The following is a 24,667-nucleotide window of genomic DNA, read 5'->3' on the forward strand; positions in this document are numbered from 1 at the left end:
CCGCAAGACCTTCACAGTGGCTCACGCGCGATGCGATTTTTGATTGTCGAAGATCATCCGTTGTTTCGCGAGGCGCTCGAAGGCGCGCTCCAGATGGTGGCGCCGACGGCCGAGATCCTTGAGGCGATTTCGATCGACGGGGCGCTCGAGTTGGTCGCGGCGACTTCGGAGCTCGATCTCATCCTGCTTGATCTGTCGATGCCGGGCACGACGGGTCTTTCGGGCATCATCCGCATCCGCAAGTCGTTTCCCAAGATTCCAATCGTCATCGTATCAGGCCATCAGGATCCGCAGATCATCTCCGGCGCCCTGTCGCTCGGCGTGGCCGGCTACATCCTCAAATCGTCGTCCAAGCAGGATCTGGCGCAGTCGATCGGCGAGGTGCTGCGCGGCTCGATCTGCGTGCCCGCCGCCTATCGCGCGCCCGTCCGCCCGCAGCGCGGGTCCGGCCCGGCGCAGGATCTGATCAAACGCCTGCACGAGCTGACGCCGCAGCAATTGCGCGTGCTCGAAATGCTCAAGCGCGGCCTGCAGAACAAGCAGATCGCCTTTGAGCTGAAGATCTCGGAGACTACGGTGAAGGTCCATGTCTCGGACATCCTGCGCAAGCTCAACGTGATTAGTCGCACCAAGGCCATCGTCGAAATGTCCAGGATCGATTTCGCGACGCTGGCTGCCGAGGGGACCGGCCCGAAGCGGGAGCGTTCGCAGGCCGATCCGCCCTCGGGATAGCCAGACGTCAGTCATCGGAACGAGGCGCGCACCTCATCGACGGTTCCCTCCGGATGTTGGAGGTGAGGGTAGTGCCCAATGCCGGGGAGAAGCGTGAATTCCGCGCGTACCCTTTCAGCGAGCTCCGCTCCCATCTCCTTCTTGATGTAGAGATCTTTCTCACCCCAAATCACCTTCAACGGAGTTTTGAGCCGAGCCAGTTGCGTTTCGAAGTGGTCTTGGTCTCGTGTGAAGTGCGAGTAGTAGTGGGAGAATGCGTCGACGGTCGTCATGGCGCCGTGACTCCATCCGCGGGACATGTCGTCCCTGAATTCCTGCGAAACGTCGAACCGCGCCTCCTTGGGCAAGCCTCTTGTGAAGACGTTTTCCAGGATCTCGTCGCGATTTCTGTTCATGATAGCGCGGACCTGCGCCATGGCAGGCCCCGCCTTCAGATTTTGCAGATTCTCGGCCATGAACTGCGGCCTGTTGAACGGGGCGAAGTCGCCAACGATGATGGCCCTTGCGATATCGGGTTTTTCCACCGCCAGCAGGAGTGCCGGCAGGGCGCCGATGTCCGTTGCGTAGATCGTGAGCCTGGATGCGTCGATGTCTGCTTTCGCGATGTACCGATCCAGAACATGCGCGTAGTCCGTCGGCGCGTAGGAGAACCTGTCGACCGCGGGCCTCGATGAAAGACCGTAGCCCGGCCAGTCGAAGGCATGGACCTCGTAGTCCCCGGCGAGGGCCGCGCCGATATCCTTCCACGCATAAAGGGTCTCTGGAAAGCCGTGCAGAAAGAGGACGGTCCCCCTCGGTCTCGCGCTGCGCAGAACCATCCTTCGAAGCGTGATATCTTCGCTGATCTCGAAGAAGCCGATCGAGTTGTCGTTGGTCCGGTGTGACATGGTCAGTGTCCTTTCATCCCGTTACGAGTCGGCGTGCGGGTCGAGGTGATCTGGAGGCCAAGGAGGTCCGGCGGAGACGAATTCGGACTGCTGCTACGCCTGATGCTCGAGTACGGCCTGCGGCGTGCTCCGAAAGCTGATGGCCAGGCGATTGTAGGCGTTCATCAAGCCAATCGCGATCGTGAGATCCACGAGTTCGCGTTCGTCGAACACGGTACGGGCGGCTTGATACGCTTCGTCCGGCACGTTGGTCTCCGCAACGCGCGTCACCGTTTCGGCCCATACCAGGGCGCCGCGTTCGCGCTCATCGAAGACGTTGCCGGCCTCTCTCCACGCTTGTACCAGCGCGAGCTTTTCGATCGTCACTCCCTTCTTGAGCAAGTCACGGGTGTGCGTGTCGAGGCAGTACGCGCAGTTGTTGATCTGGGAAATTCGCAGATAGATCAGGTCGATCAGCGCAGGCGAAAGGTTGCTCTGCATGACATGGCCGTAGACGCCGCCCAGCGCTTTCACGCCTGCTGGTGCGATCTGATTGTAGTCGAGCCGCTTGCTCATTTTAGCTCCTCGATGAACGTAGGTGGTCAGGTCCTTTTTGTCGCTCGCCGCCGTCACTTCACCAATGCGAGCAGCGGCTTGCCTTTTTCGACGATATAGGTCGCGAGTTCGCTGCCAGTGACGTTGCCGACGTTCCTTGCCGCATGAACCGTTCCGGCCGGAATGAACAGGACGTCGCCGGCCTTCAGGGTAATCGGCGGCTTGTCCTCGATCTGGTACTCGAGCGAACCCTCGAGGACATAGATGATCTCTTCGCCGGGATGCGTGTGCTTGCCGAACGCGACCCCCGGGGCGAGGTCGACGCGTACCTGGACGGCTTCGCGTCCGGGCGCAGAGAGATCGTGCCGTTGCAGATCGGTGCGCGTCACGCCCGCTTGCTGAGCCTGCGCCGCGCTGGAGGCCAGAACGCTTCCGACGACAAGCGCCGCGATCGCCAGGATTTTCCTCTTCACTTGATGCTTGGTCACTTCGTGCTCCTTGGTCAGAATTTTCAGATCGATTTGCGCAGCGGACGGAAGCCTGTGCGGACCTCTTCCGCAAAAAGTTGCGGTTGTTCCCAGGCTGCAAAGTGTCCGCCTCGGTCGACCTTGTTGTAGTGAATGAGCTTGCGATAGGCCCGCTCGGTCCAGCTGCGCGGGGCCTGGTAGATTTCGCCTGGAAAGACGCTCACAGCAGCGGGAATCGAGATGTCGACCGCGTTCAGTGCGCTCATTCCCTTGTTTTCCCAATAGAAGCGGGCCGCCGAGATCGCGGTGTTCGTCAGCCAATAGAGTGTGATGTCGTCGAGGACGTCGTCGCGCGTGACGTCGCCTGCGGAGTGCCCATTGATGGTGCGTCCGAGCACAGCCGAAGTGATCGCCGCCGCCGGCTGCGCATCGCCGTCACCGTGGTCGAGAATCCAGGCGGCGAGGCCGACCGGAGAATCTGCCAAGCCGTAGAGCGTCTGTGGCCGCGTCGCCATCATTGCGGCGTAGGCAAAATGCTTGGCGCGAAAATCCTTCACCTGGTCGAAGGCGCGTTGCTCGTCGGCTGAGAGACCGGATGGCATCTCACCGCTCTGCAACGCCTTGGTGATGTCAGGCGGAATCGTGCCGGGGAAGTTGGTGTGGATGCCCAGCAGTTCCGGCGGCGCCTGTTCGGCCATCGCATTGGAAATGAGAGCACCGATGTCTCCGCCCTGCGCGACAAAGCGGGTGTAGCCAAGGCGCTTCATCAGCTGGACCCAGGCGCGCGCGACGCGAGAGGGGCCCCAGCCGCTGGTGGCCGGCTTGCCAGAAAATCCGTAGCCGGGAACGGACGGGATCACGATATGGAAGGCGTCCGATGCGCTCGCGCCATGCGCCGTTGGATTGGTGAGAGGATCGATGATCTTCAACTGCTCGATGATCGAACCGGGCCACCCATGGGTGACGATGAGCGGCAACGCATTTTCGTGCCGCGAACGGACATGAAGGAAATGAATGTCCAGTCCGTCGATCTCGGTGATGAACTGCGGCAGGGCGTTGAGCTTTGCCTCGATCTTCCGCCAGTCATAGTCCGTTGCCCAATAGCGCGCGAGGTCCCGAAGGGTCGCAAGCTGTACGCCCTGCGATTCGTCGGCGACGGTTTCCTGCTCCGGCCACCTCGTCGCATTGATGCGGCTGCGCAGGTCAATCAGTGCCTCTTCCGGAACGTTGATCCGGAAGGGGTGGATGTCGTCACTTGTCGCCGCCGGCGCCAGATGCGCGGGGAAAAGGCTTGCGGCAGCCGCCGCGGCAATTCCCATCGCGGCGGAGCGCAACAGCTGGCGGCGGTCCGGGTTGATGACTTTGGAACTTGACTGCGCACGCATTGGACTCTCCCTCACTGGTTCGATTGGGTGACGTCGCGGCCGCGGCTCAGGCCGGCAGCGGCTGGCCCGCCTGCTCGCGGGCGATGTAATCGGCGTACCAGTCCGGCCAGTTCGCATCGTGCTGACCGCCGTTCCGCTTCTCGTGCTCGCCGTGTGCGGCGGACGCACGTCGGAGCGCGCTCGCCAGTTCAGTCGAGGAGGTGAATGTCGTGCCTGCCGGCTCTACGCGTCCCGGCAATCGCGCGGTAATCTCCTGGAACAGCCAGCCGTTGCCGTCCGGATCCCTGAACGAGACGTATGAGCGGTAGCTGGTGCGCGCGGGATCGAGGCCGCTGATCCGACGTCGCCCGAACAGATAGGGCTCGTCCGGTCCGGTGTGCACGTCGCCTTCGGCGTGGAAGACCTCGCTGACCTCGACACCGCGATCGCGCAGATCGTTTCGCGCGGCTTCGATGTCGGAGACGATCAGGTACAGGCCCTGGGCGGAGCCGGGTGCCGCCGCGGTCACGTTCTTGCCGAAGATGACCGAGGAGGGGGAGCCGGGCGGCGTGTACTGGATGACGCGGTAGTCGTCAGGCCCCGCGAAATCGGCGTCCAGCCTCCATCCGAGCGTCGCATAGAATTCCTTGGCGCGATCGACGTCGGAAACAGGGATGACGACGAGCTCGAGCTTCATGTCGATCGCCGGCGCTCTGGTGGTCTCGTTTGCATTCTTGGCAGGCATGGCTCTCTCCTGAATTAGATCGTGTCCGATATATTCGGATGCGCTGTATAAAGTCCCGCCGGCTGTCAATGTCAACCCTTCCGATTTAATCGGATGCGATATATATGCATGCGGGACTTCACATGTCCGTGTCGGAAGGGACTGCCACCAATGAGCCTGCAAAACGGTTCCAGAGACGATTCCAGAGACGATTCAACGACCAAACAGAAGCCGACCCCGGCTGCGGGCGAACGTCGCCTCGACGATTTCCTGTGCTTTGCGATCTATTCGGCCAACCTCGCTTATGGACGAGCCTACAAGCCGGGCCTCGATGAGCTCGGCCTGACCTACCCGCAGTGGATCGCGATCGTGGCGCTGTGGGAGCAGGACGACCAAACCGTGAGTGAACTCGGCAACAAGATGTTCCTGGAATCCAACACCTTGACGCCGATCCTCAAGAAGCTCGAGGCGATGGGCTATTTGCGCCGCCAGCGCGATCCCGCCGACGAGCGGCAGGTGCGCGTCAGCCTCACCGACGCCGGCCGCCGCCTCCGCGAGAAGGGCATGCACATGAATCTCGTGAAATCGAGCGGACTTAAGCCGGATGAGTTCGCGCAGTTGCAGAAAACCGTCGTCAGGCTCCGCGACAATTTAATCAAGGCGATGGAGGAGGAGTGACAGGCCCTGCCTACTTTGCATGGGGTTGTTTTCGACATTTTTGTCTTGGCCAAGCCGATAGGCCCTCCACAAGCGGGATGAGGCGAAGATCACCCGCGCTGCCTAGCTCAGCAGGAATGACAGCAGGGCCCGCATTTCGGCGGGCTTGATCGGCTTCTTGAGCACTTCGAGCCCGTGCAGGCTCGCTTCCTTCGCGGCCTTTTCGGAGTAGTCGGCCGTGATGATCATCGCCGGTGTGTCGAGCTTCAGATGCTCCCGGACGTCCGCGATGGCCGACAGGCCACTCTCGCCGTGATCGAGGTGGAGATCGGCGATGACTGCGTCCGGCGCGCCGCCGAGCTCGCTGAGGCGCAGCAACGCGTCCGCGCCTGAGCGCGTGGTGGCGACATCACAGCCCCAGCCTTCGAGCAAGGCAGCCATCGCTTCCGAGCCCGACGGGTCGTTTTCGATCAGAAGGATCTTGGCACCTTCGAGCCCGCCATATTGCCGGTCCGCGAGCTTGATTGCATGGGCCTCGTCGCTGACCTCGGTGCGTTCGGCCAGCTCCATCTCGATCGTGAAGGTCGATCCCTGGCCGATTTGCGATGACAGGCGCACCTCGTGCCCGAGCACGGTTGCGAAACGGCGCACGATGGAGAGGCCAAGCCCGAATCCGGCCTGGTCGGTGGCGCTGGCGTCGCCGCGCTGGAATTCGCGGAAGATCGCCTCCTGCTGCGCTTGTGGAATTCCGGGCCCGGTATCCGAAACCTCGACATAGACCCGATTTGCGCGATGCCCGCAGTCCATGGTGACGCGGCCAATCCGCGTATAGCGGATTGCATTCGCGATCAGGTTCTGCAGGATCCGTCGCAGCATCATCGCATCCGAGGATACCGCGAGGTCCGTCGTGCAGATGTGCAAAGCCAGGCGCTGCCGCGCGGCGATCGGCTCGAATTCGTTGCGCAGCTGCTCGAACAGGGGCGCCAGTGCAATCGCGCGTATGTCGGGCTTGAGTGCGCCAGCATCGAGCTTGGCGATCTCCAGCAAAGAGCGGAGCAGGTCTTCCAGCGTCAGCAGGGAGCGGTCGACCTGATCGATCAGCAGGCCGGCATCCTGCGATTCCATCATCTCCGTCAGCGCCGACAATGTCAGGCGCGCCGCGTTCAACGGCTGCAGCAGATCGTGGGTGACCGAGATCAGCACCGAGGATTTCAGCGAGCTTGCCGCCTCCGCCTGCTGCTTGGCCCGATACAGGCCTTCGTTGGCGCGTTCGATCGAATGCAAGGCCTCACGCAGCTGATAGGTCCGGTCGCGAACCTTGTGGTCGAGCGCAATGGCGGTTTCGAACAATGAAAAGGCGTTGAGCTGCTGGTCCATCGAGCGCTCGACGCGCGACATCAGCGCTGCATTGATCTTCTTCAGCTTCGCGGTCTCGCGCCGCAGCTGCTCAACCGTCGCAGGATCCTGCCACGCCTCGGTCACGCCTGCCGCCTGCCGATGGCGACGCCTGTGAATGTCTGGTTCACATGCATCGAGCCGAACTGTTCACCATAGGTGTGAAAACCGACGACCCGGTTCTGTCGATACAGCTCGGACATGTCTCGGGCGAGCTGGTGCTGCTCGGCATCGAGCCGGCGTAGCAGGCACTCGAAGCCGATATAGAGCGACACCTCGCCAATCTGATCCTGCATTTGCGCGAAGAGGTCCTGCGTCGAGCCGACGAGACTTCGCGAGGTGGCGGCGGTGAGTACCATGCCCTCGTCGATGGCGCAGAAGAAATGCAGCGAACCGTCGGGCTCGACGCGCTGGATCGACCGCGCAAAGTAGGAGCCGCCGACACGGACCAGCACCGGGTGGGACGCAAAAGAGAAGGGGTCGAGCTTGGCATCCTCCATGATCCCGACCATTCGGGAATATTCCTCGGCGGCGGGCTCCGCGTTCAGCTCCTTCACCGTGCGGCTCTCAATGTCGGCTTCAGTGACCACCATCTTCTGCGGCATCGGCTCGAAATTGTCGCACTTGAACACCTTGAAGGGCAGCGACGTGTTCAGGAGGATCAGGAGGGCGGCATTCGTATAGGCGTGGCCTTCGAAGAACACCCACGTCTTCTCGAAGCGCAACCCGTCGCCTGCGGACCCTCCGACGATCGGGATATCGTCGAGCGAGGCGTAGATGGCGGACATCACCGCCTCTTCCCGGCGGCAGAGCCCGTCGATCAGGACCAGGCCGAAGGAATTGCCCCGGTCGACCTGTGGGCTTACGCGCAAGAGCTCGTGACATAGCTCACCGCCGATCCGCCGCCCGTCTTCGACCCGGAAGCTGTCGAGATTGAGGATCGGCCGGACTACCGCGGTAAAATCGGCACGGCTGAATGCCAGCGCCACCACGCTGTTTTCGTCCCAGCCGTCAGGTGCGAGTTCGCCGGCGGTCGTGCAGCCGCAAACCGGGGTGGTGTCGAATTGCCGGCTGATCTCGGCGATGAAATGGTGGGGGTCGTAGTGAGGTGAGAGGAAGACCAGGATCAGAGCCAGGCCGTCCGGCGGCAGCTGGGCCGCAAGCTCGGCTACAGCTCCATCGACGGTCGCAGCCTTCGATTTCGCAACGGCAACGCCGGATGCGTCGCTAAACCGAAAGTCGGTTTGCCCCACTCCGCTTCTCCCTCGAGGCTCACCTCGGTCTCGCGCCGAGTACCTGACAAGTGTCCGGACAGTAAGGTCTTTTCGGCCCTGCCGCAACTCGGCGACCGGGACTGCGCGGGCATCGGTCGGGCCCGAAGCGATCGGCCTCGCCGCCGTGCCGAATTTACCGCCCTTTATCGTTTCTGCCTTAGTTTTGCGCATCCGGGTCTGGGGGCGGGGCGCCCCCGGATCGCGGTTGAATAGACGAAATGGGGGTTGGAATGTCCGGGCGTACCGTGTCGCCGTCGAAGCGCAGCATATTTCCCACCCTCCGATTCCGCGCCAAGATCATCCTCGGCTTTGCCGCGGTGCTGGTGATCTCTGCCGGCAGCATGGCATTCGCCTATTTCGGCTTCGAGCGGGTTTCATCCGGCGTCGGCTCCTATCGCAGCAGCGTCTCGGAGGCCGATCTCGCGCGCAACATCGACCGCGAGCTGCTCGGCTACCGTTCGGCCGTCAAATATTTCGTCGTCACCGGCAAGGAAGACGACGCCAAGGCGGCGCTGGACGCCGAAGCCAGTCTAAAGAACGCCATCGACCAGGCCGTCAAGAGTGCCAAGACACCGGCGCGGCAGGACAGCGTCGACAAGCTCGCCAAGGAATTCGCGAATTTTTCCGCGACCTTCGCCAAGGTCCTCCGCGCCAAGCGCGACAGCGCGCTGCTGGTGCAGAACCAGCTCTCGCGCCAGGCCAATCTGCTGAAATACAAGCTCGATGATATCGGCAACAACGCCTCAGATTCCGAAGCGCAGGCGATCGAATTCGGCACCAAGCAGGTCAACGCCCAGTTCCAGACTGCGAGCTCCGCGGCGACCAATTTCGTCCTAACGTCCGACCAGTCAATCGCAAGCAGTGCATTGGCGCGGCTGAAATTCGTCGAGAACTCGCTCGGCGCGGTCTATTCCATGGACGACAAGATCGTCGCCGGCCTGAAGGATGCCAAGACCATCCTCGTTGCCTATCGCGAAGCGCTGGAGAAGCTGATTGCCAACGCCAAGCTGGTCGACGATCTCGTCACCGAGATGAGCGGCTCGGCGGGTGCGATCTTGCGCGGCGCCTCCGCCCTGAAGGCGGATCTGGTCGCCGAACAGCAGCGGCTGGATGCGGAGTCGGAAGCGACCATCGGAAAGACCGAGCAACTGGTGCTGATGCTTGCCATCGGCGGCACGCTGTTGGGCGCGGTCCTTGCCTTCCTGCTCGGCACCGGCATCTCGCGTCCGATGATCGCGATGTGCAAGGCGATGCGTGAGCTTGCCTCGGGCAATTTCGACGTCGTGCTGCCCGGCCTCGGGCGCAAGGACGAGATCGGCGAGATGGCCGGGGCGGTCGAGGAGTTCAAGGTTCAAGCCGTCGCCAAGGCCGAGCGCGATGCCGCCGCCAGTGAAACCCAGAACAGGGAGCAGGCAGCGAGCCGCCGCGCCGAGCTGATCCGCTTTGCCGATGATTTCGAAGCTGCGGTCGGAGCCATCGTGTCCAACGTCTCGGCCTCAGCCGTGCAGCTTGAATCATCCGCGTCCACGCTGACCCGCACCGCCGAGACCACGCAGGCCCTGTCGAGCCAGGTCGCCGGCGTGTCCGAGCAGGCTTCGAGCAACATGCAGTCGGTTGCGACCGCGACGGAAGAGCTGTCGGCTTCGGTCGAGGAGATCGGCCGCCAGGTCCGCGATTCCAGCCGCATTGCCGAAGCCGCTGTGGTCCAGGCCAAGGAAACCGATGGCCGGATCGGAAAACTCTCACACGCGGCCCAGCAGATTGGCGAGGTGGTTAAGCTGATCACTGCGATTGCCGAGCAGACCAATCTTCTGGCGTTGAATGCGACCATCGAGGCGGCGCGTGCCGGTGAAGCCGGCCGCGGCTTTGCGGTCGTCGCGAGCGAGGTGAAGTCCCTGGCGAGCCAGACGGCCAAGGCGACTGATGAAATTTCGTCGCACATCACGGGCATGCAGGGTGCGACGGCCGAGTCGGTCGCCGCGATCAAGGAGATCGGTGCGACCATCGGCAAGATCTCGTCGATCTCGACCTCGATTGCCAGCGCCGTCGAGCAGCAAGGTGCCGCGACCCAGGAGATCGCCCGCAGCGTTCAGAACGTCGCCCAGGGCACCCAGACCGCCGCGACCGATATCGGCCAGGTCAACCGCGGCGCCGCCGAAACCGGTTCAGCCTCGGAAGAGGTGCTGAACTCGGCAAAGACGCTGTCGTCCGAAAGCACCCGCCTGCGCGCCGAGCTCGACCGCTTCATGGCGAATATCAGGGCGGCGTAGAGCCAGGCCGCCCCGCGACACCTCACCGCAAGTTGCGGTGTGGCAAATTTACCGCGGCTTATCCTTTGCCATTTACCGTTGAGTCGGGGAGCGGACTGCTGCCGGGCTGCGCCTGGTTTTCCGCGAATGGAATGGGGTGGGGATGTCCGTCAAGTCGAAGCCGAGCTCTTTGAGGCTCTTCACCTTGCGTTTTCGTGCAAAGATCATCCTCGGCTTCGTGGCGGTGCTGGCCATCCTCGCCGTCAGCATGGCGTTCGCCTATTTCGGCTTCGAGCGCATCGCTGGCGCCGTCGCCTCCTACCGGACCAGCGTGGCCGAAGCAGACCTGGCACGGACCATCGACCGCGAGTTGATCAGCTATCAGGGCCTGACCCGGGCTTACACGCTGACCGGGGCGGCGGATGACGAAACAGCGGCGAAGGCGGCCGAAGAGAATCTGAAGGCGGCGATCGCCAAGTCGATGTCGGCCACGTCAGGCGCGGCGCGCCGTGAGGAGATCGGCAAGCTCGAAGCCGAATTCCAGCGCTTCACAAAGGTCTTCGGCGAGATCATCACGCTGACCCGGGCCAACAACAAGATCGCGGCCGATGAGTTGAATGCTGTCGGCAACAAGATCCGCTTCAAGTTCGACGATCTAGCCGATACCGCGGCGCTGGCCGGGCTCGCGTCGGTCCAGACCACGGCCAAGGACATCACCTCGCAATATCTTGCGGTGTCCACATCGGTCAGCGCCTTCGTTGCCAAGCCGGATCCGAAGACCGCCGACGGCGTCGTCGCCCGCATCAAGTTCCTGGAGACGCTGCTGGTCTCGATCTACGCCAATGACCAGAAGATCACCGACCGTGTCACCGAGATCGGCAATCTTCTGAAGCAATACCGCGCATCCTTCGCAAAGCTGTCGGAGAACGTGAAGGTCATCGTCAAGTCGAACGCCGAGATGACCAAGACGGCCGCGTCCATCCTCAAGCTCTCGGGCGAATTGCGGTCGGACCTGTCGGCCGATCAGCAGCGCATCGAGGCGGGTGCGAATACGACGATCGGGGAAACCGAGCAGCTGATTTTGATGCTGGCGTTGGGTGGTCTTGCCGTCGGTGCCGCGCTGGCGCTGATGCTCGGCAATGGCATCTCGCGGCCGATGATCGCGATGTGCAAGGCGATGCGTGAGCTCGCCTCGGGCAATTTCGACGTCGTGCTCCCCGGCCTCGGGCGCAAGGACGAGATTGGCGAGATGGCCGGGGCGGTCGAAGAGTTTAAGGTCCAAGCCGTCGCCAAGGCCGAGCGCGATGCCGCCGCCAGCGAAGCCCAGAACAGGGAGCAGGCAGCGAGCCGCCGCGGCGAGCTGATCCGCTTTGCCGATGATTTCGAGAGCGCGGTCGGTGCGATCGTGTCCAACGTCTCGGCCTCAGCCGTGCAGCTTGAATCGTCGGCGTCCACGCTGACGCGCACCGCGGAGACCACGCAGACCCTGTCGAGCCAGGTCGCCGGCGTTTCCGAGCAGGCTTCGAGCAACATGCAGTCGGTTGCGACCGCGACGGAAGAGCTGTCGGCTTCGGTTGAGGAGATCGGTCGCCAGGTTCGCGATTCCAGCCGCATTGCCGAGGCGGCCGTGGTCCAGGCCAAGGAAACCGATGGCCGGATCGGAAAACTCTCGCACGCGGCCCAGCAGATCGGCGAGGTGGTCAAGCTGATCACTGCGATTGCCGAGCAGACCAATCTTCTGGCGCTGAATGCGACCATCGAGGCGGCGCGTGCCGGTGAAGCCGGCCGCGGCTTTGCGGTCGTCGCGAGCGAGGTGAAGTCCCTGGCGAGCCAGACGGCCAAGGCGACTGATGAAATTTCCTCGCACATCACGGGCATGCAGGGCGCGACGGCCGAGTCGGTCGCCGCGATCAAGGAGATCGGTGCGACCATCGGCAAGATCTCGTCGATCTCGACCTCGATTGCCAGCGCCGTCGAGCAGCAAGGTGCCGCGACCCAGGAGATCGCCCGTAGCGTTCAGAACGTCGCCCAGGGCACACAGACGGCGGCGACCGACATCGGCCAGGTCAACCGTGGCGCCGCCGAAACCGGTTCAGCCTCGGAAGAGGTGCTGAACTCGGCAAAGACGCTGTCGTCCGAAAGCACCCGCCTGCGCGCCGAGCTCGACCGCTTCATGGCGAATATCAGGGCGGCGTAACTTCGCTACATCTGAAGTCCGCGCCGTTGCATCACCCTCCGCTATCGTCCCGGACAAGCGCGCCTCAAGCGCGCGCCGATCCGGGACCCATAACCACCGAACTGCACTGTTGCACGAGCTGACAACTCCGAGTCGTCGCGAAACCATTGCTGCGGAGTGTGGTTCCCGGATCGGCGCTTCATTCCCTCCCGAACGCCCGCTTCAGCTCCACCTTCGCCCTCTCCAGCCGCTCACGCTGAGTCTTAGGCAAGGTCTTGCCGGCGCGATTGATGTAGAAACTCAGCATCGACAGTGCGGAGCGATAAGCGCCGGTCTTGCGGCGCGCGCTGTGCTCGGCCGAGCGCTTCAGCGACGCTGCGATCTTCCTCGGACTTGTGAGTTTGAACACGCCGCGCTTAAGGTCGAGCGCATCACTCTCTTTCGTCACCCGCTGCGACCACCGCTTTGGCGAGGCGCGCTTTGTGCTCTTGCGGGCGGCGCTGCGCCTCGCGCTGGTGTTCTTGCGTGCCGTCGTTTTGCGCGAATGTGTCGTCTTTCTGACATTAGCCATGCATCAACTCCTTGCGGCTGCAGCGAAAACGGCCGGCATTCGACGGCGTTCCTAAGGGAACCGGCAGATGCCGCAGACGTTGTCGCGGGTGGCAGGCAGAATGCCGCACCCCCAAGACCCAGCAGCCCCATGGACTTGCAGCAAAGCGCAGCGCTGAATGATGGACCTGCAGTCTCGGCGGCGGCCGCAACTGATCGCATCGTCGAGACCAGCATTCCTGCGCGGCTCGATGCGCTTCCCTGGAGCGGCTTTCACACGCGTGTCGTGCTGGCACTCGGCATCACCTGGATTCTCGACGGGCTCGAGGTGACACTCGCAGGGGCGCTGTCGGGCGCGCTGAAACAGAGCCCGACGCTGCGCTTCTCCAATCTCGATCTCGGCGTCGCCAACTCCGCTTATCTCGCCGGCGCCGTGCTCGGCGCGCTCGGGTTTGGTTGGCTAACTGACCGCATCGGCCGCAAGAAGCTGTTCTTCATTACGCTCGCACTCTATCTTTCCGCGACGGCCGCGACCGCGCTATCGTGGAATATCGCAAGCTACGCGCTGTTTCGCTTTCTGACCGGTGCCGGCATCGGCGGCGAATACACCGCGATCAATTCGACCATCCAGGAACTGGTGCCCGCGCGCTATCGCGGCTGGACTGATCTGGTCATCAACGGCAGCTTCTGGATCGGCGCGGCGATGGGTGCCGTGGCAGCCATCGTGCTGCTTGACCCCGCGGTGATCGGTCCCGATCTCGGCTGGCGTCTCGCCTATCTCATTGGCGCCACCATTGGCCTCGTCGTGCTGCTGATGCGGATGTGGATCCCGGAAAGCCCGCGCTGGCTGATGATCCATGGCCGCCCCGACCATGCGCACGAGATCGTCGACGGCATCGAGCGCTCGGTGATCGGGCATGATCAGGAGGCGAGCCGCGAGAGTTTCCCCAAGCTGCGACTGAAGATGCGCGATCACACCCCGATCAGCGAAGTCGCGCAGACCCTGTTCGGCACCTATCGCCAGCGCGCGCTGGTTGGCCTGATGCTGATGGTTGCGCAGGCGTTCTTCTACAATGCGATCTTCTTCACTTTCGCGCTCGTGTTGACTGATTTCTACGACATCCGCGCCGATCACGTCGGCTGGTACCTGCTGCCGTTCGCGGCCGGCAATTTCCTCGGCCCGCTCCTGCTCGGTCGTCTGTTCGACACGCTCGGCCGCCGAGCCATGATCATGTTCACCTATGGCGTCTCCGGCCTGCTGCTGGCGGTTTCGGGCTATTTGTTCTCGATCGGCGCGTTGAGCGCGCAGGGACAGACCATCGCCTGGATGGTGATATTCTTCTTTGCCTCGCCCGCGGCGAGCGCGGCCTATCTCACCGTCAGCGAGACTTTTCCGCTGGAAGTCCGCGCACTGGCGATTGCAGTGTTTTATGCGGTGGGCACCGGCATCGGCGGTGTCATCGGTCCCGCGCTGTTCGGCGCGCTGATCGATACGGGATCACGCAACAGCGTGTTCGCCGGCTATTTGCTGGGGGCATTCCTGATGATCGCGGCCGCGATCGTGGCATGGCGCTACGCCATTTCCGCGGAGCGCAAATCGCTCGAACAAATCGCGCGGCCGCTCGCTTCCATGGAGTAGACTATGACATCTGAACTTGCTGAACTGGACCAGAAGCGCGCCATGCCTGACGAAGAAGCGCCCGACGCCGTACCTGTGCCGCATGCGCTCGTGCCGCATCTCGGCGAGACCGCGATCCTGCTCGACATCGACGGCACGCTGCTGGATCTGATGCCGACGCCGCGTGAGGTGTGGGTGCCGCCAGGCCTGTCGGAGACGCTGAATCGCCTGACGGAACGCACATCCGGCGCACTGGCTATGGTCAGCGGCCGCTCGCTCAACGACATCGACCTGATCTTCGCGCCCGACGTGTTTCGCGCCGTGGCCGGCCACGGCGCGGAGATGCGGCTGTCGGTGGACAACGAGGCCGACGATGTGCACGCGCCGCCGATGGACAAGGAGCTGAAGCGGCGCCTGGCTGCGATCGCAAAGCTGAGCCCCGGTATCCTGCTCGAGGACAAGGGCTATTCGCTGGCGCTGCATTATCGCCTCGCGCCGCATGCGGAGAAGGCGATCTATGAAGCCGTCTCGCTGATCCGCGCCGATCTGCCTAATGCGCCGATCGAGGTGCTGCCCGGCAAGTTCGTCTGCGAAATCAAGCATTCCGGCTTCACCAAGGCGACCGGCGTGCGCGAACTGATGAAGCATGAACCGTTCAGGGGACGCCGCCCGATCTTCATCGGCGACGATGTCACCGACGAAACCGTGTTCGCAATCATGCCGGACATGAACGGACTCTCTTTCTCGGTGGGTCGTCGTGCCATCGGCGTCAACGGTCACTTCGATGCGCCGAACGACGTGCGGGCATTCCTTGCGCGTCTGCTCGACGACACAAGGCTGGAGTAAGGCAGCGTCACGCGAGAGCCGTATTGTCGCGCGCGCTGTTCCATAGCGCGCGCTGCTTCTGCTGACGAAAATCGCCCTTTCCCAAATGAAAACGCCGGGTTCCCTCGAAGTAAACGGGTTCCAACGCGCACGCCTGACTTTGGTTTCATTTCGTAGAAATGATGACAGGAACCATATTGATGAACGGCAGTTAAACGGGGTGGAATGAACAGGAGGGGACGACCTGTGAACTTAGTTGTCGTTTCAAATCGAGTTGCGCGCGGCAAACCCAACGAGCCCATGACGGGCGGCCTCGCAGCGGCATTGCTTCCCGTTGTCGAGCATTCGGGCGCTATCTGGGTTGGCTCCTCCGGCCGCGTGCGAGACGGCCATCAGAAAGAGCCCTTCGCAGAGATTGAGGCGCTGGGCTCGGGCGCGATCGCAACGCTGGACCTGCCGGCGGCGCATTATGGCGGCTATTACGAAGGCTTCGCCAATTCGGCCTTGTGGCCGGCGCTGCATTCGCGCAGCGATCTGATCCGCGTCTCGCGCGACGACTATGTCAGCTATCGCGAGGTCAACGCGTTCATGGCGCGGGCCCTGATGCGCTTTCGCAAGAACAAGACGGCGTTCTGGGTGCAGGACTATCATTTCCTCGCGCTCGGCGCGGAGTTGCGCGATCTCGGCGTCGATGATCCCATCGGCTTCTTCCTGCACACGCCGTGGCCGGTCGTTGCGGTAATGCAAGGCGTGCCCAATCATCGCGAACTGATCACGGCGATGCTGGCGTATGATCTGCTCGGCTTTCAGACCGAGGGTGATTGCCAGAATTTTCTCGGCTATGCTGGCGGCGAGCTCGGCCTCATCATCGAGGACGGCGTCGTGCTCTCGCAGTACGGCCGCACACGCTGCGAGGTGTTTCCGATCGGCATCGATGCGGAGAAATTCGCAGCCTATGCCGCGAAATCGGCCTCGCATCCTGACGTCTCGCGTCTGCGCCGCAGCCTCAACGGCGAGCGGCTCGCGATTGGCGTCGACCGGCTCGACTATTCCAAGGGGCTGGTCAACCGCATCAGCGCGTTCGACCGGCTCTGGACGGAGCAGCCGCAGTTTGCGCGCAGCATCTCGCTGCTCCAGATCGCCAATCCATCGCGCGGCGGCATTGAAGCGTATGGCAATCTCCAGAACGAGGTCGCCCGCCTTGTCACCGACGTCAATGGTCGCCATGGCGAGGTCGACTGGACGCCGATCCGCTATCTCAACAAGGGCTTTAGCCAGGCCGTGCTTGCCGGCCTCTACCGTACCGCGCAGGTCGGCGTGGTGACGCCGCTGCATGACGGCATGAATCTTGTCGCCAAGGAATATGTCGCCGCGCAGAATCCGGCCGATCCCGGCGTGCTGGTGCTGTCGAAATTCGCCGGTGCCGCCAACGAGCTCGAGACCGCGCTGCTGGTCAATCCTCACGACATTGACGGCATGGCGCGTGCGATCGCGGTCGCCGCGGCGATGCCGCTTACCGAGCGCAAGATGCGCTGGGATGCGATGATGAAGAAATTGCGTGGCCACACCATCCAGCAATGGTCGTCCGATTTCGTTGCCGAGTTGGAGAAGTGCCGCACCGAGAAGGTGGCAGCCGCGCCGCTCGCGGCGCAACCGCCGCAAGCGCTACGTTGGCTGAAATCTGCGATCTCGGGTGTGCGGTTGATCTAAGAGAGCTTGATCGATCTTGCCGCCGCCCGCGCGCGGGGAGGGCAAGCGGGCCTCAATAGCAATACGACACGCCGTCCAGGATCGCGCATTGCCGCTTGTTAGGCGCGTTCGGATCATCCATCGGCACCACGCCCTTGCCCTGGCCGACAAACACGCCGGGCCCGACATGTACTGAGCTCCTGTTGCCGATGATAACGCTCTGGTGGGGCGTCGAGCTGGAGCGGGTTCCGTCCGGCCAGAGGATGGTATCTCCAGAGAGCACACCGCGCCGCCCGTCGTCGCAGGTCACATCGACGCCCTGCCTGCTGCAGGCCTGCGCCTTGGCGGACCCGGAGAAGGCGACGCCAAGGGCCGAAATCAGGCCGAGCATGGCGATGGTTTTGCGGATGGTCATGGGGTCCCCGGGTGTGTTTGGCGGTTTCAAGGGAATCGTCGCACCAAACCCGCGCCTGGTTCAACCTGAGGAGGTTCCAGGCGATCGCGCGGCGCGATATATTCTCTCGCAAAAACAATAAGTTGCGGAAAAATCCTCCGATTGCCCCGCGATCTCTTGCAAAATCACCGGCGCCCCTTCAAGAGAGGGCGCTCCGGAGAGATGGCCGAGTGGCTTAAGGCGCACGCTTGGAAAGCGTGTGTGCGGGAAACCGTACCGTGGGTTCGAATCCCACTCTCTCCGCCATTTGCTCGATCTTATGCGCCAAACGACGATTTCTCGCGCTCGGCTAACTGTGCTGAGTGCGTGCTAATGGTTATCATACGAATTTTATGTGATGATCTCCGTTGCGGTCCTTGCTGCTCTGTTTTCACGCCGATGACGAACAGTCCTCATGAGATGTCGTTTGCCGGCGCATCTTGATCAGACGTCCAGCGCCTCTTGGATTGCTTCATATATGTCGTCCGCCGTCCCTTCGATCTTGCAATCGGCCCAGGCTTGGTAGGCCCGGGCATAAACCAGCTTTTCGGCATCCGGATCGCTCATCGAGACAGTCTCGTCACCGGATTCGCTCAAAGTAAGTGCCTTCACTTCCATGGCGATCGCGGTGATTAACCTCACGCGACCATCATGCTCGTCGAAAACATTCGCGGCCATGAGCGCCTCTCCCCGTTCTACCTGACGAATTACTGCAGATGATGCGCACCGAAAATTATCGGCGCCAGCTCATTCGTACATTTGCAAACTACGACCGCGGCTCGTGCGGTTGTCCCTTTGGCCGCTCTCTCTTGCATATGAAGCAGACCGAGCGTGTTACCTGAACTCCGTTGATGGCTAAGCGTTCGTGGACGTGCGGAGTCCTCGTCGTACAGAACTCGCAATATGCGCGCGGCAACCGCAATGCAATTTCTCTTGAAGTGTCCAAGAATCGCCCCCGCGCATAACAATTCACTTCGCTCACACTCAGGGCAACTTTGAAAGACGGCCGATTCGCGGGGCCGTACGTTTTCGTACCGAGTTTGTACGCGACGGTCGTTCGGCAACGCAAAGCACGGACGCTTGCTGCGGCAAGACCAGGCGAGCGGCCAGTGTGACCGGACGCGTCCCGTCTGGAAGAATCGATCGGCACGATACTGAAAATCGGTACCCGGCATGTCGACGACGCCAAGCGATCCGGCAGCCAGCGCGTCTGCTTCATGGACCGTTGCGCTCCGCGTTCTTTCCGATGATGGCTGTCACAATAAGTCCGAACATCACCAGACGCGGCAAGAAGTACATGGGCTCCGTCGTATCGGAAACCTGGCTCGTTCCCAGCGCGAAGCGCGATATGGCATCGATGGTAAAAGCCGCCGCGAAAATCAGAAAGAACCTATCCCGCGTCCGTCGCCAAAACTTCAGAAAGAACAGAGCGACAGCCAGAGAGGCCATCGAGGCGGCGCCTGAGAGAACGCCGGCGAGGTGTGTCATCAACGCTCCTCCCAGATCAACCCATACAGCAGGATGAGCGTTGCCAGCAGGCCGATCGATATCCTGAGGACTGAAAGATCAGTCGTGGGAAATATCAGCTTGTCCGCCCACAGTGCCATGTTGTTCAGTGCAAGACCCCCGAAGCAGATCGAACTCCACAGCAGAAGCCTGGAGCGCGTCCGCAGATACGCGCGAATCAGCAACCAAGCACACAACGCCCCGGTGATCGCACACAAGCTGTATATCACCGCGGCCATAGCTTCCTAATCCTTCCGGAACTTGAACGCATCCGAGAATGACCGGATATGGCGGGGTTTTGCATGGATCAGATTCGTAATGGGAATTAGGTAGTGCGCATAGGCCTCTGCAAGAGCCTCGACGGCGGCGTCTCGATCCGAACGCCGGGCATAGCGATATCGCCCGCCATCTCGCACGAGAAACCCATCATCGGCGAGCCCGGCCAAGGCCACTGCCATATCGGAGGTGGGCGCATAGAGCCGCTTGGCCACGGAAGCAGCGTCCCATTGTTCGCTTGAACGCGCGTGCAGGAACAGAAGCGCTTCGAGTTGAGCCACGGAATCGATGTGTCTCACGATCAAATCCAGAACCTCTTCTGGTATTGGTGCTTTGGACATTCAGCGACCTCGGGCGAGCATCAGCTCGACCGCATATCAAGAATTCAAGATTGGATTGAGCGGAAGCGATCGAGTTCGCGCACTTTCAACCCGCATACCTCCTGGATGACTCAACCAGGCTCAGGCGCGATCGGCTTTTCAATCGTCTCACCGCAAGGGAAACCGATGGATCACACAGAATGAACTGGAGCATCGCAATCAGGTCTTCCTGATTTTTTCTGGAAGTCGCCTGATCGTACACGGTCAGAAGTCGCTGGGCTTCCTCGATTGCGGCGATCACGGATTCATTGTCTGACATCATGCACCTGCGCTTCGGACGTTCGACTATGACACGAAGCGGATTTTCTCCCATTAGCTAGATCGTCGCCAGAGAAGGTACGGTAGCGTACATAGGCAGCCGACCACGCGCTGTCGCGGGACGTTTGAAGGGCGGATCATACCTAAGTTGAAGGTACGGCTCCCGCTCACCGGAATAGATGTCGACGTGCGGCAAGATGCTACTGAGACCTGTTCCACAGCGTCTTGTGCAGGTGTTCAACCCGCCATACGCTTCCCCGGCCAGAGTTGCGCAGTGTACAGAAAGCGATGACGCCCAAGGTTAGAAACGGTCTGTTGCGCCTGATCCCGGATGACGAGCTCTCGCGCGTTATGGACGTCTGCGAGCAGGTTAGACTCGCGCCACGTCAGGTTCTTCATCACTACATGCTGCCGATGGAGCACGTGTACTTTGTCGAAAGCGGGTTGGTGTCGGTGGCCGCGAAAGTGGGCCGCGAGAAATTCGTTGAGGTCTGGCTGATCGGATCCGAAGGACTGGTCGGCGCTCCGGTGATTCTTGCGGCCAGAGGAGTGCCGCTGCACAGAAGAACAGTCCAGTTGACAGGCGATGCCTGGCGGATCAGGACCGCGGAATTTTGCGAACTATTGGAATCCCTTCCGCACTTGCGCTCAGTCGTTGAGAGATATCTGGCCGTCGTATTGGCCCAGACCTCCCAATCGGGTGCCTGCAACTCCTATCATAGTCTAAAGCAGCGATTGGCGCGCTGGTTGCTGATTGCCCAAAATGCCACGGGCGAAGACGAGGTTTCGCTCACGCATGGAGTTCTGGCGGAATTGCTCGGCGTCCGGCGCGCTAGCGTTACGGAATGTCTGGAGGTCCTGCAAAGGGATGGAACGGTAGTGACCAGACGCGGTTCCGTGAAGATACAGGATGCCGCCGAGTTATCGAAGCTCTCTTGTGATTGCTTCAGGCTGATCGAACGCGAATACCGCCGTCATCTGTTACCCGCGCTTGATACGGGCTCTCGCCAGCGGTCGCCTGTTTCGCTGCTGGCTCCGGTCGGCACGGGCGAGCCGGCACTGGTGGGCCGAGAGCCGAAACGTCCTTCCGGGTAGGGTTCCCACACGGCTTCAGGTTAAGGATCCAACGGGCCTTCGCGTGTTTCATGCCTGACGTCCGTGAATGGCGCCGGCGATCATCCGTCTCGCCAAACCAATTGCGCTTCGAAAGCGCTTCCAAGATCACGGCCTTGTCAAGCAGCATTGGAGCTTCTTTGGTCTCCTGCCCGGCGCGCTTGGTGTACTGCGCAAAGGCTTGAGCGGCCACCTGAGAGAAAAATGAACGTGCGCTATCGAAATCTGAATGTTCTCGTGCCCTGCTTTGTCGGCCTCGCCATCATGTGCGGACTGGTAGCCTATTCGCCCGAACTCTACCGTGCATTCTGTGGCGCAACGGGATATGGCGGAACGACACAAAGAGCCTATGCCGATCCAACCACCACGTCGCAGCGAACCGTGACGATCGACTTTGACAGCAATGTCGCGCCCGGGCTGCCGTGGCGCTTTGAACCGGAACAGCGCTCGGTTACCGTTCATCTCGGCGAGCAGAAGCTGGTATTCTTCAGTGCCGAGAATCTCAGTGACAAGGCGACTGTCGGGCATGCGACATTCAACGTCACGCCGCCGACGAGCGGGATCTACTTCAACAAGATTCAGTGCTTCTGCTTCAATGAAGAGCGTCTCGATCCGCACCAGAAGGTGGACATGCCCGTCGTCTTCTATGTCGATCCGGCATTCGCCAAGGACTCCGACATGGACCACGTCGATGCCATCACGCTCAGTTACACGTTTGGCCGTTCGGCGAGTCCGACCGACGCAAAGAATTTGTCGCGTTTTCTCGCCAATGCTGCTCCGGATGCCGTTCACGGTCTAGAACTGTTTAACCAGCGTTGCAGTGCTTGCCATGGGCTGGACCAGAACATGACCGGTCCCATGCTGGGGGGTGTGGTCGGTCACCCGGCTGGCTCCGCTGCTGGCTTCAACTACTCGCCAGCCTTGAGGAGCGCCCATCTCACCTGGTCTACCGACAAGCTCGACGAGTGGCTGGCCGGTCCGCAGAAGTTGGTGCCTGGAGCAAGAATGCCGGTTCGGGTGCTCGATGCTCTGTCTCGACACGATATCATTGCCTACCTGCGGGAGGTCGGCGAGAAGCACAGCGATCAGGCACATCCGCAAGCGCATGCATCGGGACCGGAATACTAGCGGGTCTCGAAACATTCCACGCGACACGGCAGTGGGTTGCAGGAGATCGATGGAGCACCGAATGGACCGTAGCGAAGGTAAATTCGAGCGGCGCGGCCGCGACTGGATTCGGCGCGTGGCTCAACGGCCGCTCCGCGATCCGCTCGCTCGCTACACGCTGCTCGGTCTCCTCGCTGCCGGCGTCGTGATTGCGGCGTTGACCTTGCTGGCCGCCGTCATGGTCGAGGACTGGTCCCAGCGTGATATCGACCTGCGTTCGCGCCTCGTATTCCGATCGATCCGAGACCAGGTCGCTACGGCGATGACGGCAAAGCCGGACACTGATCTTGCTCAGGTGTTCGAGCGGATTACCGAGGATGAACGGATACTGGCCCTCGGCTTCTGCTCCGCGCAGGGCCAGCTGCGATACGCGACCAAGGAGTTTCCGAAGTCCGTCACTTGCGACAGCCTGAAGCGAGCCAGGTCCAACGCCTTCGCTGCGATCGCGGATTCCGGCCGCCACATCCACATCAGTTCCTTTCCGATCACCGTCGCAGTCTCGACGGGCCATTTGCTGGTGCTGCACGATCTGGCTTATATAGAGACGCGTACGAACGAGGCTCGCCTTTACACGATGCTTGCTCTGGTCGGCGTGACATCAGGCCTGGGGCTGCTCGCCACAGCCATCGTGCTCGCACTTATGCGAGCCTGGACCCGTTCGATTCGGGGCGCTCTCACCGAGGTGCGACACGGGGCCGCCGACGAAGCTCTGGTGCATAGCCCCTTTCCGATCAGCCGTGAGGTCCACGCGGCTCTCTCGGAGCTAAGAATGGAGCGTCGTTTCGCGAATGGCATTCACGTCGAATGGTCGCCGAAGACCCTGCATCGCCTGTTGCTCGAGGAACTGCCGGATGCCCAAGTCCTCGTCGTGTCCAATCGCGAGCCCTACATTCACAACCGCTCCGCCGGCGAGATCACGTTGCAGATTCCGGCGAGCGGCCTGGTGGCTGCCCTCGAGCCGGTGATGCGAGCTTGTGGCGGAACATGGATTGCGCACGGCTCGGGCTCCGCCGACCGCGACACGGTCGATGCCGCCGACAGATTGCGCGTGCCTCCCGGCGAGCCGACATACCTGCTGCGGCGGGTATGGCTCTCGGAGAAGGAACAGAGCGGCTACTACTACGGGCTGGCCAACGAAGGGCTATGGCCGCTTTGTCACATCGCATTTGTACGCCCGACCTTTCGGGAGGAGGATTGGGTTCAGTACCGGAAGGTGAACGAGCAGTTCGCCGACGTAATCGTCGAGGAGGCGACCTGCGACGATCCGATCGTTCTGGTCCAGGATTATCATTTCGCCCTGCTGCCCCGGATGATCCGCGATCGGCTGCCAAAGGCAACGGTCATCGCTTTCTGGCACATCCCCTGGCCCAACGCCGAAACGTTCGGGATTTGTCCTTGGCGACGCGAAATCATCGACGGGCTACTCGGGAGCACCATCCTTGGCTTTCATACACAGTTCCATTGCAACAATTTTCTCGAAGCGGCTGATCGTTTCATGGAAAGTCGCATCGATCGGGAACATGCCTCTGTCACTTTCCGTGGGCAGGAGACGCTGATCAGGCCCTATCCGATCTCAATCGAATGGCCGCCGGCGGCGCTCGTCGACCAGGCACCTGTTCGGGAGTGTCGCGACGCGGTCCGAAGGCGCTTCTCGCTGCCTGCTGATGCCCGCATCGCTGTCGGCATAGAGCGGTTCGACTATACCAAGGGTATTCTTGATCGCATTCGCGCGATCGACGATCTGCTAAGGTGCCATCCCGAGTGGATCGGGCGGCTCGTCTTCATTCAGGCAGCGGCCCCCACTCGCAGTAAGCTCGCTACCTATAGCTCTCTGCAGGGTGAGGCCGAACGACTGGTCGCGGACGTGAACGCGCGACACGGCAAGGGAGATTTTCAGCCGATTCGTCTTGTCGTGCGACATCACGAGCCTGACGAGGTTCTCGAACTTTTTAGAGCCTCGGATATGTGCATTGTTTCCAGCTTGCATGACGGCATGAATCTGGTTGCCAAGGAATTTGTGGCCGCGCGCGACGACGAGCATGGCGTGCTGATCCTTTCGAGCTTCGCCGGAGCCTCACGCGAACTGTCGGAGGCGTTGATTGTCAATCCATATGACACGCACGGAATGGCTGAGGCGTTCGTCCGGGCGTTGCAGATGCCGCCCGCGGAGCAACGCGACCGCATGCGGCTGATGCGCGATCTCGTGCGCGAGCGGAACGTCTATCGGTGGGCGGCGCAGATGCTGCTCGATGCAGCTCGCCTTCGTCGGCGTCAGCGGATCGTCTGGTCCAACGCGCCCCATGCCGGTCGGGCCGGCTCGCAAGCCATGCTGCCCGCGAGCCAGCGCAGGACGGCCTGACTGAATGGCCATCGCCTGTTGAGGGTGAGCAAACC

General features: G+C 61.8%; 25 protein-coding genes and 1 tRNA gene. 12 read left to right on the forward strand and 14 right to left on the reverse strand.

Features of this window, described 5'->3' with window-relative positions; translation table 11 throughout:
• The first annotated feature begins 30 nt into the window (after positions 1-30).
• On the forward strand, positions 31-732 hold the full coding sequence (locus tag L6637_RS11800) for a response regulator (RefSeq protein ID WP_237864299.1): 702 nt from the start codon (positions 31-33) through the stop codon (positions 730-732).
• An 11-nt stretch (positions 733-743) separates the two neighbouring features.
• On the opposite strand, the gene L6637_RS11805 is transcribed toward L6637_RS11800, so the two are convergent.
• From L6637_RS11805 to L6637_RS11825, 5 genes are all read right to left on the reverse strand, one after another.
• A complete protein-coding gene (locus tag L6637_RS11805) occupies positions 744-1,619 on the reverse strand; it encodes an alpha/beta fold hydrolase (protein WP_237864298.1) in 876 nt (291 codons plus the stop codon).
• A gap of 93 nt (positions 1,620-1,712) precedes the next feature.
• Positions 1,713-2,174 carry a carboxymuconolactone decarboxylase family protein gene (locus L6637_RS11810; protein ID WP_237864297.1) on the reverse strand — a complete coding sequence of 154 codons (462 nt, stop codon included), beginning with the start codon at positions 2,172-2,174 and terminating at the stop codon, positions 1,713-1,715.
• A 53-nt stretch (positions 2,175-2,227) separates the two neighbouring features.
• Entirely contained in the window at positions 2,228-2,641 is a 414-nt protein-coding gene (locus L6637_RS11815) for a cupin domain-containing protein (protein ID WP_237864296.1), read from the reverse strand.
• Positions 2,642-2,664: 23 nt separating this feature from the next.
• Entirely contained in the window at positions 2,665-4,005 is a 1,341-nt protein-coding gene (locus tag L6637_RS11820; protein ID WP_237864295.1) for an epoxide hydrolase family protein, read from the reverse strand.
• A 46-nt stretch (positions 4,006-4,051) separates the two neighbouring features.
• The gene (locus L6637_RS11825) at positions 4,052-4,729 is read right to left on the reverse strand and encodes a VOC family protein (protein WP_237864294.1); all 678 of its coding nucleotides are present in this window, start codon (positions 4,727-4,729) and stop codon (positions 4,052-4,054) included.
• A 150-nt stretch (positions 4,730-4,879) separates the two neighbouring features.
• On the opposite strand from L6637_RS11825, the gene L6637_RS11830 reads away from it, so the two are divergent.
• Positions 4,880-5,386: a MarR family winged helix-turn-helix transcriptional regulator gene (locus tag L6637_RS11830; protein WP_237864293.1), complete on the forward strand. Its 507-nt coding sequence runs from the start codon at positions 4,880-4,882 to the stop codon at positions 5,384-5,386.
• 102 nt (positions 5,387-5,488) lie between these two features.
• Here L6637_RS11830 and L6637_RS11835 read toward each other — a convergent pair whose 3' ends face one another.
• Together L6637_RS11835 and L6637_RS11840 are read right to left on the reverse strand one after the other, a co-directional pair.
• Complete coding sequence (locus tag L6637_RS11835) at positions 5,489-6,847, reverse strand: hybrid sensor histidine kinase/response regulator (RefSeq protein ID WP_237864292.1); 1,359 nt, start codon at positions 6,845-6,847, stop codon at positions 5,489-5,491.
• Positions 6,844-8,013, reverse strand: a complete 1,170-nt coding sequence (locus L6637_RS11840) for an FIST N-terminal domain-containing protein (RefSeq protein ID WP_237864291.1) — start codon at positions 8,011-8,013, stop codon at positions 6,844-6,846. The genes L6637_RS11835 and L6637_RS11840 overlap by 4 nt, the downstream gene beginning before the upstream one ends.
• A gap of 251 nt (positions 8,014-8,264) precedes the next feature.
• On the opposite strand from L6637_RS11840, the gene L6637_RS11845 reads away from it, so the two are divergent.
• Positions 8,265-10,304: a methyl-accepting chemotaxis protein gene (locus tag L6637_RS11845; RefSeq protein ID WP_237864290.1), complete on the forward strand. Its 2,040-nt coding sequence runs from the start codon at positions 8,265-8,267 to the stop codon at positions 10,302-10,304.
• Positions 10,305-10,446: 142 nt separating this feature from the next.
• Positions 10,447-12,480, forward strand: a complete 2,034-nt coding sequence (locus tag L6637_RS11850; protein WP_237864289.1) for a methyl-accepting chemotaxis protein — start codon at positions 10,447-10,449, stop codon at positions 12,478-12,480.
• Between the two features lie 178 nt (positions 12,481-12,658).
• On the opposite strand, the gene L6637_RS11855 is transcribed toward L6637_RS11850, so the two are convergent.
• A complete protein-coding gene (locus L6637_RS11855; RefSeq protein ID WP_237864288.1) occupies positions 12,659-13,030 on the reverse strand; it encodes a DUF3175 domain-containing protein in 372 nt (123 codons plus the stop codon).
• Between the two features lie 129 nt (positions 13,031-13,159).
• Between L6637_RS11855 and L6637_RS11860 the strand changes: the two genes are divergently transcribed.
• The 3 genes from L6637_RS11860 to L6637_RS11870 all read left to right on the forward strand — a co-directional run bounded on the left by L6637_RS11860 (position 13,160) and on the right by L6637_RS11870 (position 17,161).
• Positions 13,160-14,647: an MFS transporter gene (locus L6637_RS11860; RefSeq protein ID WP_237864287.1), complete on the forward strand. Its 1,488-nt coding sequence runs from the start codon at positions 13,160-13,162 to the stop codon at positions 14,645-14,647.
• A 3-nt stretch (positions 14,648-14,650) separates the two neighbouring features.
• Positions 14,651-15,472 (forward strand): trehalose-phosphatase, encoded by an 822-nt coding sequence (gene otsB / locus L6637_RS11865; RefSeq protein WP_237864286.1) that lies wholly within the window; start codon positions 14,651-14,653, stop codon positions 15,470-15,472.
• A gap of 225 nt (positions 15,473-15,697) precedes the next feature.
• Positions 15,698-17,161 carry a trehalose-6-phosphate synthase gene (locus L6637_RS11870; protein WP_237864285.1) on the forward strand — a complete coding sequence of 488 codons (1,464 nt, stop codon included), beginning with the start codon at positions 15,698-15,700 and terminating at the stop codon, positions 17,159-17,161.
• A gap of 52 nt (positions 17,162-17,213) precedes the next feature.
• On the opposite strand, the gene L6637_RS11875 is transcribed toward L6637_RS11870, so the two are convergent.
• Positions 17,214-17,555 (reverse strand): hypothetical protein, encoded by a 342-nt coding sequence (locus L6637_RS11875; RefSeq protein ID WP_237864284.1) that lies wholly within the window; start codon positions 17,553-17,555, stop codon positions 17,214-17,216.
• A 195-nt stretch (positions 17,556-17,750) separates the two neighbouring features.
• Between L6637_RS11875 and L6637_RS11880 the strand changes: the two genes are divergently transcribed.
• Positions 17,751-17,840 (forward strand) — tRNA-Ser (locus L6637_RS11880).
• 177 nt (positions 17,841-18,017) lie between these two features.
• Here the strand turns inward: L6637_RS11880 and L6637_RS11885 are convergent.
• The 5 genes from L6637_RS11885 to L6637_RS11905 all read right to left on the reverse strand — a co-directional run bounded on the left by L6637_RS11885 (position 18,018) and on the right by L6637_RS11905 (position 19,997).
• The gene (locus tag L6637_RS11885; protein WP_237864264.1) at positions 18,018-18,251 is read right to left on the reverse strand and encodes a hypothetical protein; all 234 of its coding nucleotides are present in this window, start codon (positions 18,249-18,251) and stop codon (positions 18,018-18,020) included.
• A 537-nt stretch (positions 18,252-18,788) separates the two neighbouring features.
• Entirely contained in the window at positions 18,789-19,061 is a 273-nt protein-coding gene (locus L6637_RS11890; RefSeq protein ID WP_237864263.1) for a DUF5985 family protein, read from the reverse strand.
• A complete protein-coding gene (locus L6637_RS11895; RefSeq protein WP_237864262.1) occupies positions 19,061-19,318 on the reverse strand; it encodes a DUF5985 family protein in 258 nt (85 codons plus the stop codon). The genes L6637_RS11890 and L6637_RS11895 overlap by 1 nt, the downstream gene beginning before the upstream one ends.
• Positions 19,319-19,324: 6 nt before the next feature.
• The gene (locus tag L6637_RS11900) at positions 19,325-19,696 is read right to left on the reverse strand and encodes a hypothetical protein (RefSeq protein WP_237864261.1); all 372 of its coding nucleotides are present in this window, start codon (positions 19,694-19,696) and stop codon (positions 19,325-19,327) included.
• Between the two features lie 85 nt (positions 19,697-19,781).
• A complete protein-coding gene (locus L6637_RS11905; RefSeq protein ID WP_237870766.1) occupies positions 19,782-19,997 on the reverse strand; it encodes a hypothetical protein in 216 nt (71 codons plus the stop codon).
• A gap of 284 nt (positions 19,998-20,281) precedes the next feature.
• On the opposite strand from L6637_RS11905, the gene L6637_RS11910 reads away from it, so the two are divergent.
• From L6637_RS11910 to L6637_RS11925, 4 genes are all read left to right on the forward strand, one after another.
• A complete protein-coding gene (locus tag L6637_RS11910) occupies positions 20,282-21,088 on the forward strand; it encodes a Crp/Fnr family transcriptional regulator (RefSeq protein ID WP_237864259.1) in 807 nt (268 codons plus the stop codon).
• A gap of 67 nt (positions 21,089-21,155) precedes the next feature.
• Positions 21,156-21,314, forward strand: a complete 159-nt coding sequence (locus tag L6637_RS11915; protein ID WP_237864258.1) for a hypothetical protein — start codon at positions 21,156-21,158, stop codon at positions 21,312-21,314.
• On the forward strand, positions 21,311-22,234 hold the full coding sequence (locus L6637_RS11920) for a cytochrome c oxidase assembly protein (RefSeq protein ID WP_237864257.1): 924 nt from the start codon (positions 21,311-21,313) through the stop codon (positions 22,232-22,234). The genes L6637_RS11915 and L6637_RS11920 overlap by 4 nt, the downstream gene beginning before the upstream one ends.
• Positions 22,235-22,295: 61 nt before the next feature.
• Positions 22,296-24,632: an alpha,alpha-trehalose-phosphate synthase (UDP-forming) gene (locus L6637_RS11925; protein ID WP_237870768.1), complete on the forward strand. Its 2,337-nt coding sequence runs from the start codon at positions 22,296-22,298 to the stop codon at positions 24,630-24,632.
• Positions 24,633-24,667 lie beyond the last annotated feature (35 nt).

The organism is Bradyrhizobium zhengyangense (assembly GCF_022012435.1).
In the GTDB taxonomy this organism is placed as follows: Bacteria; Pseudomonadota; Alphaproteobacteria; order Rhizobiales; family Xanthobacteraceae; genus Bradyrhizobium; species Bradyrhizobium zhengyangense.

Bases quoted from the DNA above. Each gene is read 5' to 3' on its own strand.
- L6637_RS11805 (WP_237864298.1), bottom strand. From the start codon at position 1,619: ATGTCACACCGGACCAACGACAACTCGATCGGCTTCTTCGAGATCAGC.
- L6637_RS11820 (WP_237864295.1), bottom strand. From the start codon at position 4,005: ATGCGTGCGCAGTCAAGTTCCAAAGTCATCAACCCGGACCGCCGCCAG.
- L6637_RS11855 (WP_237864288.1), bottom strand. From the start codon at position 13,030: ATGGCTAATGTCAGAAAGACGACACATTCGCGCAAAACGACGGCACGC.
- L6637_RS11890 (WP_237864263.1), bottom strand. From the start codon at position 19,061: ATGACACACCTCGCCGGCGTTCTCTCAGGCGCCGCCTCGATGGCCTCT.
- L6637_RS11895 (WP_237864262.1), bottom strand. From the start codon at position 19,318: ATGGCCGCGGTGATATACAGCTTGTGTGCGATCACCGGGGCGTTGTGT.
- L6637_RS11850 (WP_237864289.1), top strand. From the start codon at position 10,447: ATGTCCGTCAAGTCGAAGCCGAGCTCTTTGAGGCTCTTCACCTTGCGT.
- otsB (WP_237864286.1), top strand. From the start codon at position 14,651: ATGACATCTGAACTTGCTGAACTGGACCAGAAGCGCGCCATGCCTGAC.
- L6637_RS11845 (WP_237864290.1), top strand. From the start codon at position 8,265: ATGTCCGGGCGTACCGTGTCGCCGTCGAAGCGCAGCATATTTCCCACC.
- L6637_RS11920 (WP_237864257.1), top strand. From the start codon at position 21,311: ATGAACGTGCGCTATCGAAATCTGAATGTTCTCGTGCCCTGCTTTGTC.
- L6637_RS11810 (WP_237864297.1), bottom strand. From the start codon at position 2,174: ATGAGCAAGCGGCTCGACTACAATCAGATCGCACCAGCAGGCGTGAAA.
- L6637_RS11885 (WP_237864264.1), bottom strand. From the start codon at position 18,251: ATGGCCGCGAATGTTTTCGACGAGCATGATGGTCGCGTGAGGTTAATC.
- L6637_RS11910 (WP_237864259.1), top strand. From the start codon at position 20,282: ATGACGCCCAAGGTTAGAAACGGTCTGTTGCGCCTGATCCCGGATGAC.
- L6637_RS11925 (WP_237870768.1), top strand. From the start codon at position 22,296: ATGGACCGTAGCGAAGGTAAATTCGAGCGGCGCGGCCGCGACTGGATT.
- L6637_RS11905 (WP_237870766.1), bottom strand. From the start codon at position 19,997: ATGATGTCAGACAATGAATCCGTGATCGCCGCAATCGAGGAAGCCCAG.
- L6637_RS11800 (WP_237864299.1), top strand. From the start codon at position 31: ATGCGATTTTTGATTGTCGAAGATCATCCGTTGTTTCGCGAGGCGCTC.
- L6637_RS11830 (WP_237864293.1), top strand. From the start codon at position 4,880: ATGAGCCTGCAAAACGGTTCCAGAGACGATTCCAGAGACGATTCAACG.
- L6637_RS11860 (WP_237864287.1), top strand. From the start codon at position 13,160: ATGGACTTGCAGCAAAGCGCAGCGCTGAATGATGGACCTGCAGTCTCG.
- L6637_RS11915 (WP_237864258.1), top strand. From the start codon at position 21,156: ATGGCGCCGGCGATCATCCGTCTCGCCAAACCAATTGCGCTTCGAAAG.
- L6637_RS11825 (WP_237864294.1), bottom strand. From the start codon at position 4,729: ATGCCTGCCAAGAATGCAAACGAGACCACCAGAGCGCCGGCGATCGAC.
- L6637_RS11900 (WP_237864261.1), bottom strand. From the start codon at position 19,696: ATGTCCAAAGCACCAATACCAGAAGAGGTTCTGGATTTGATCGTGAGA.
- L6637_RS11875 (WP_237864284.1), bottom strand. From the start codon at position 17,555: ATGACCATCCGCAAAACCATCGCCATGCTCGGCCTGATTTCGGCCCTT.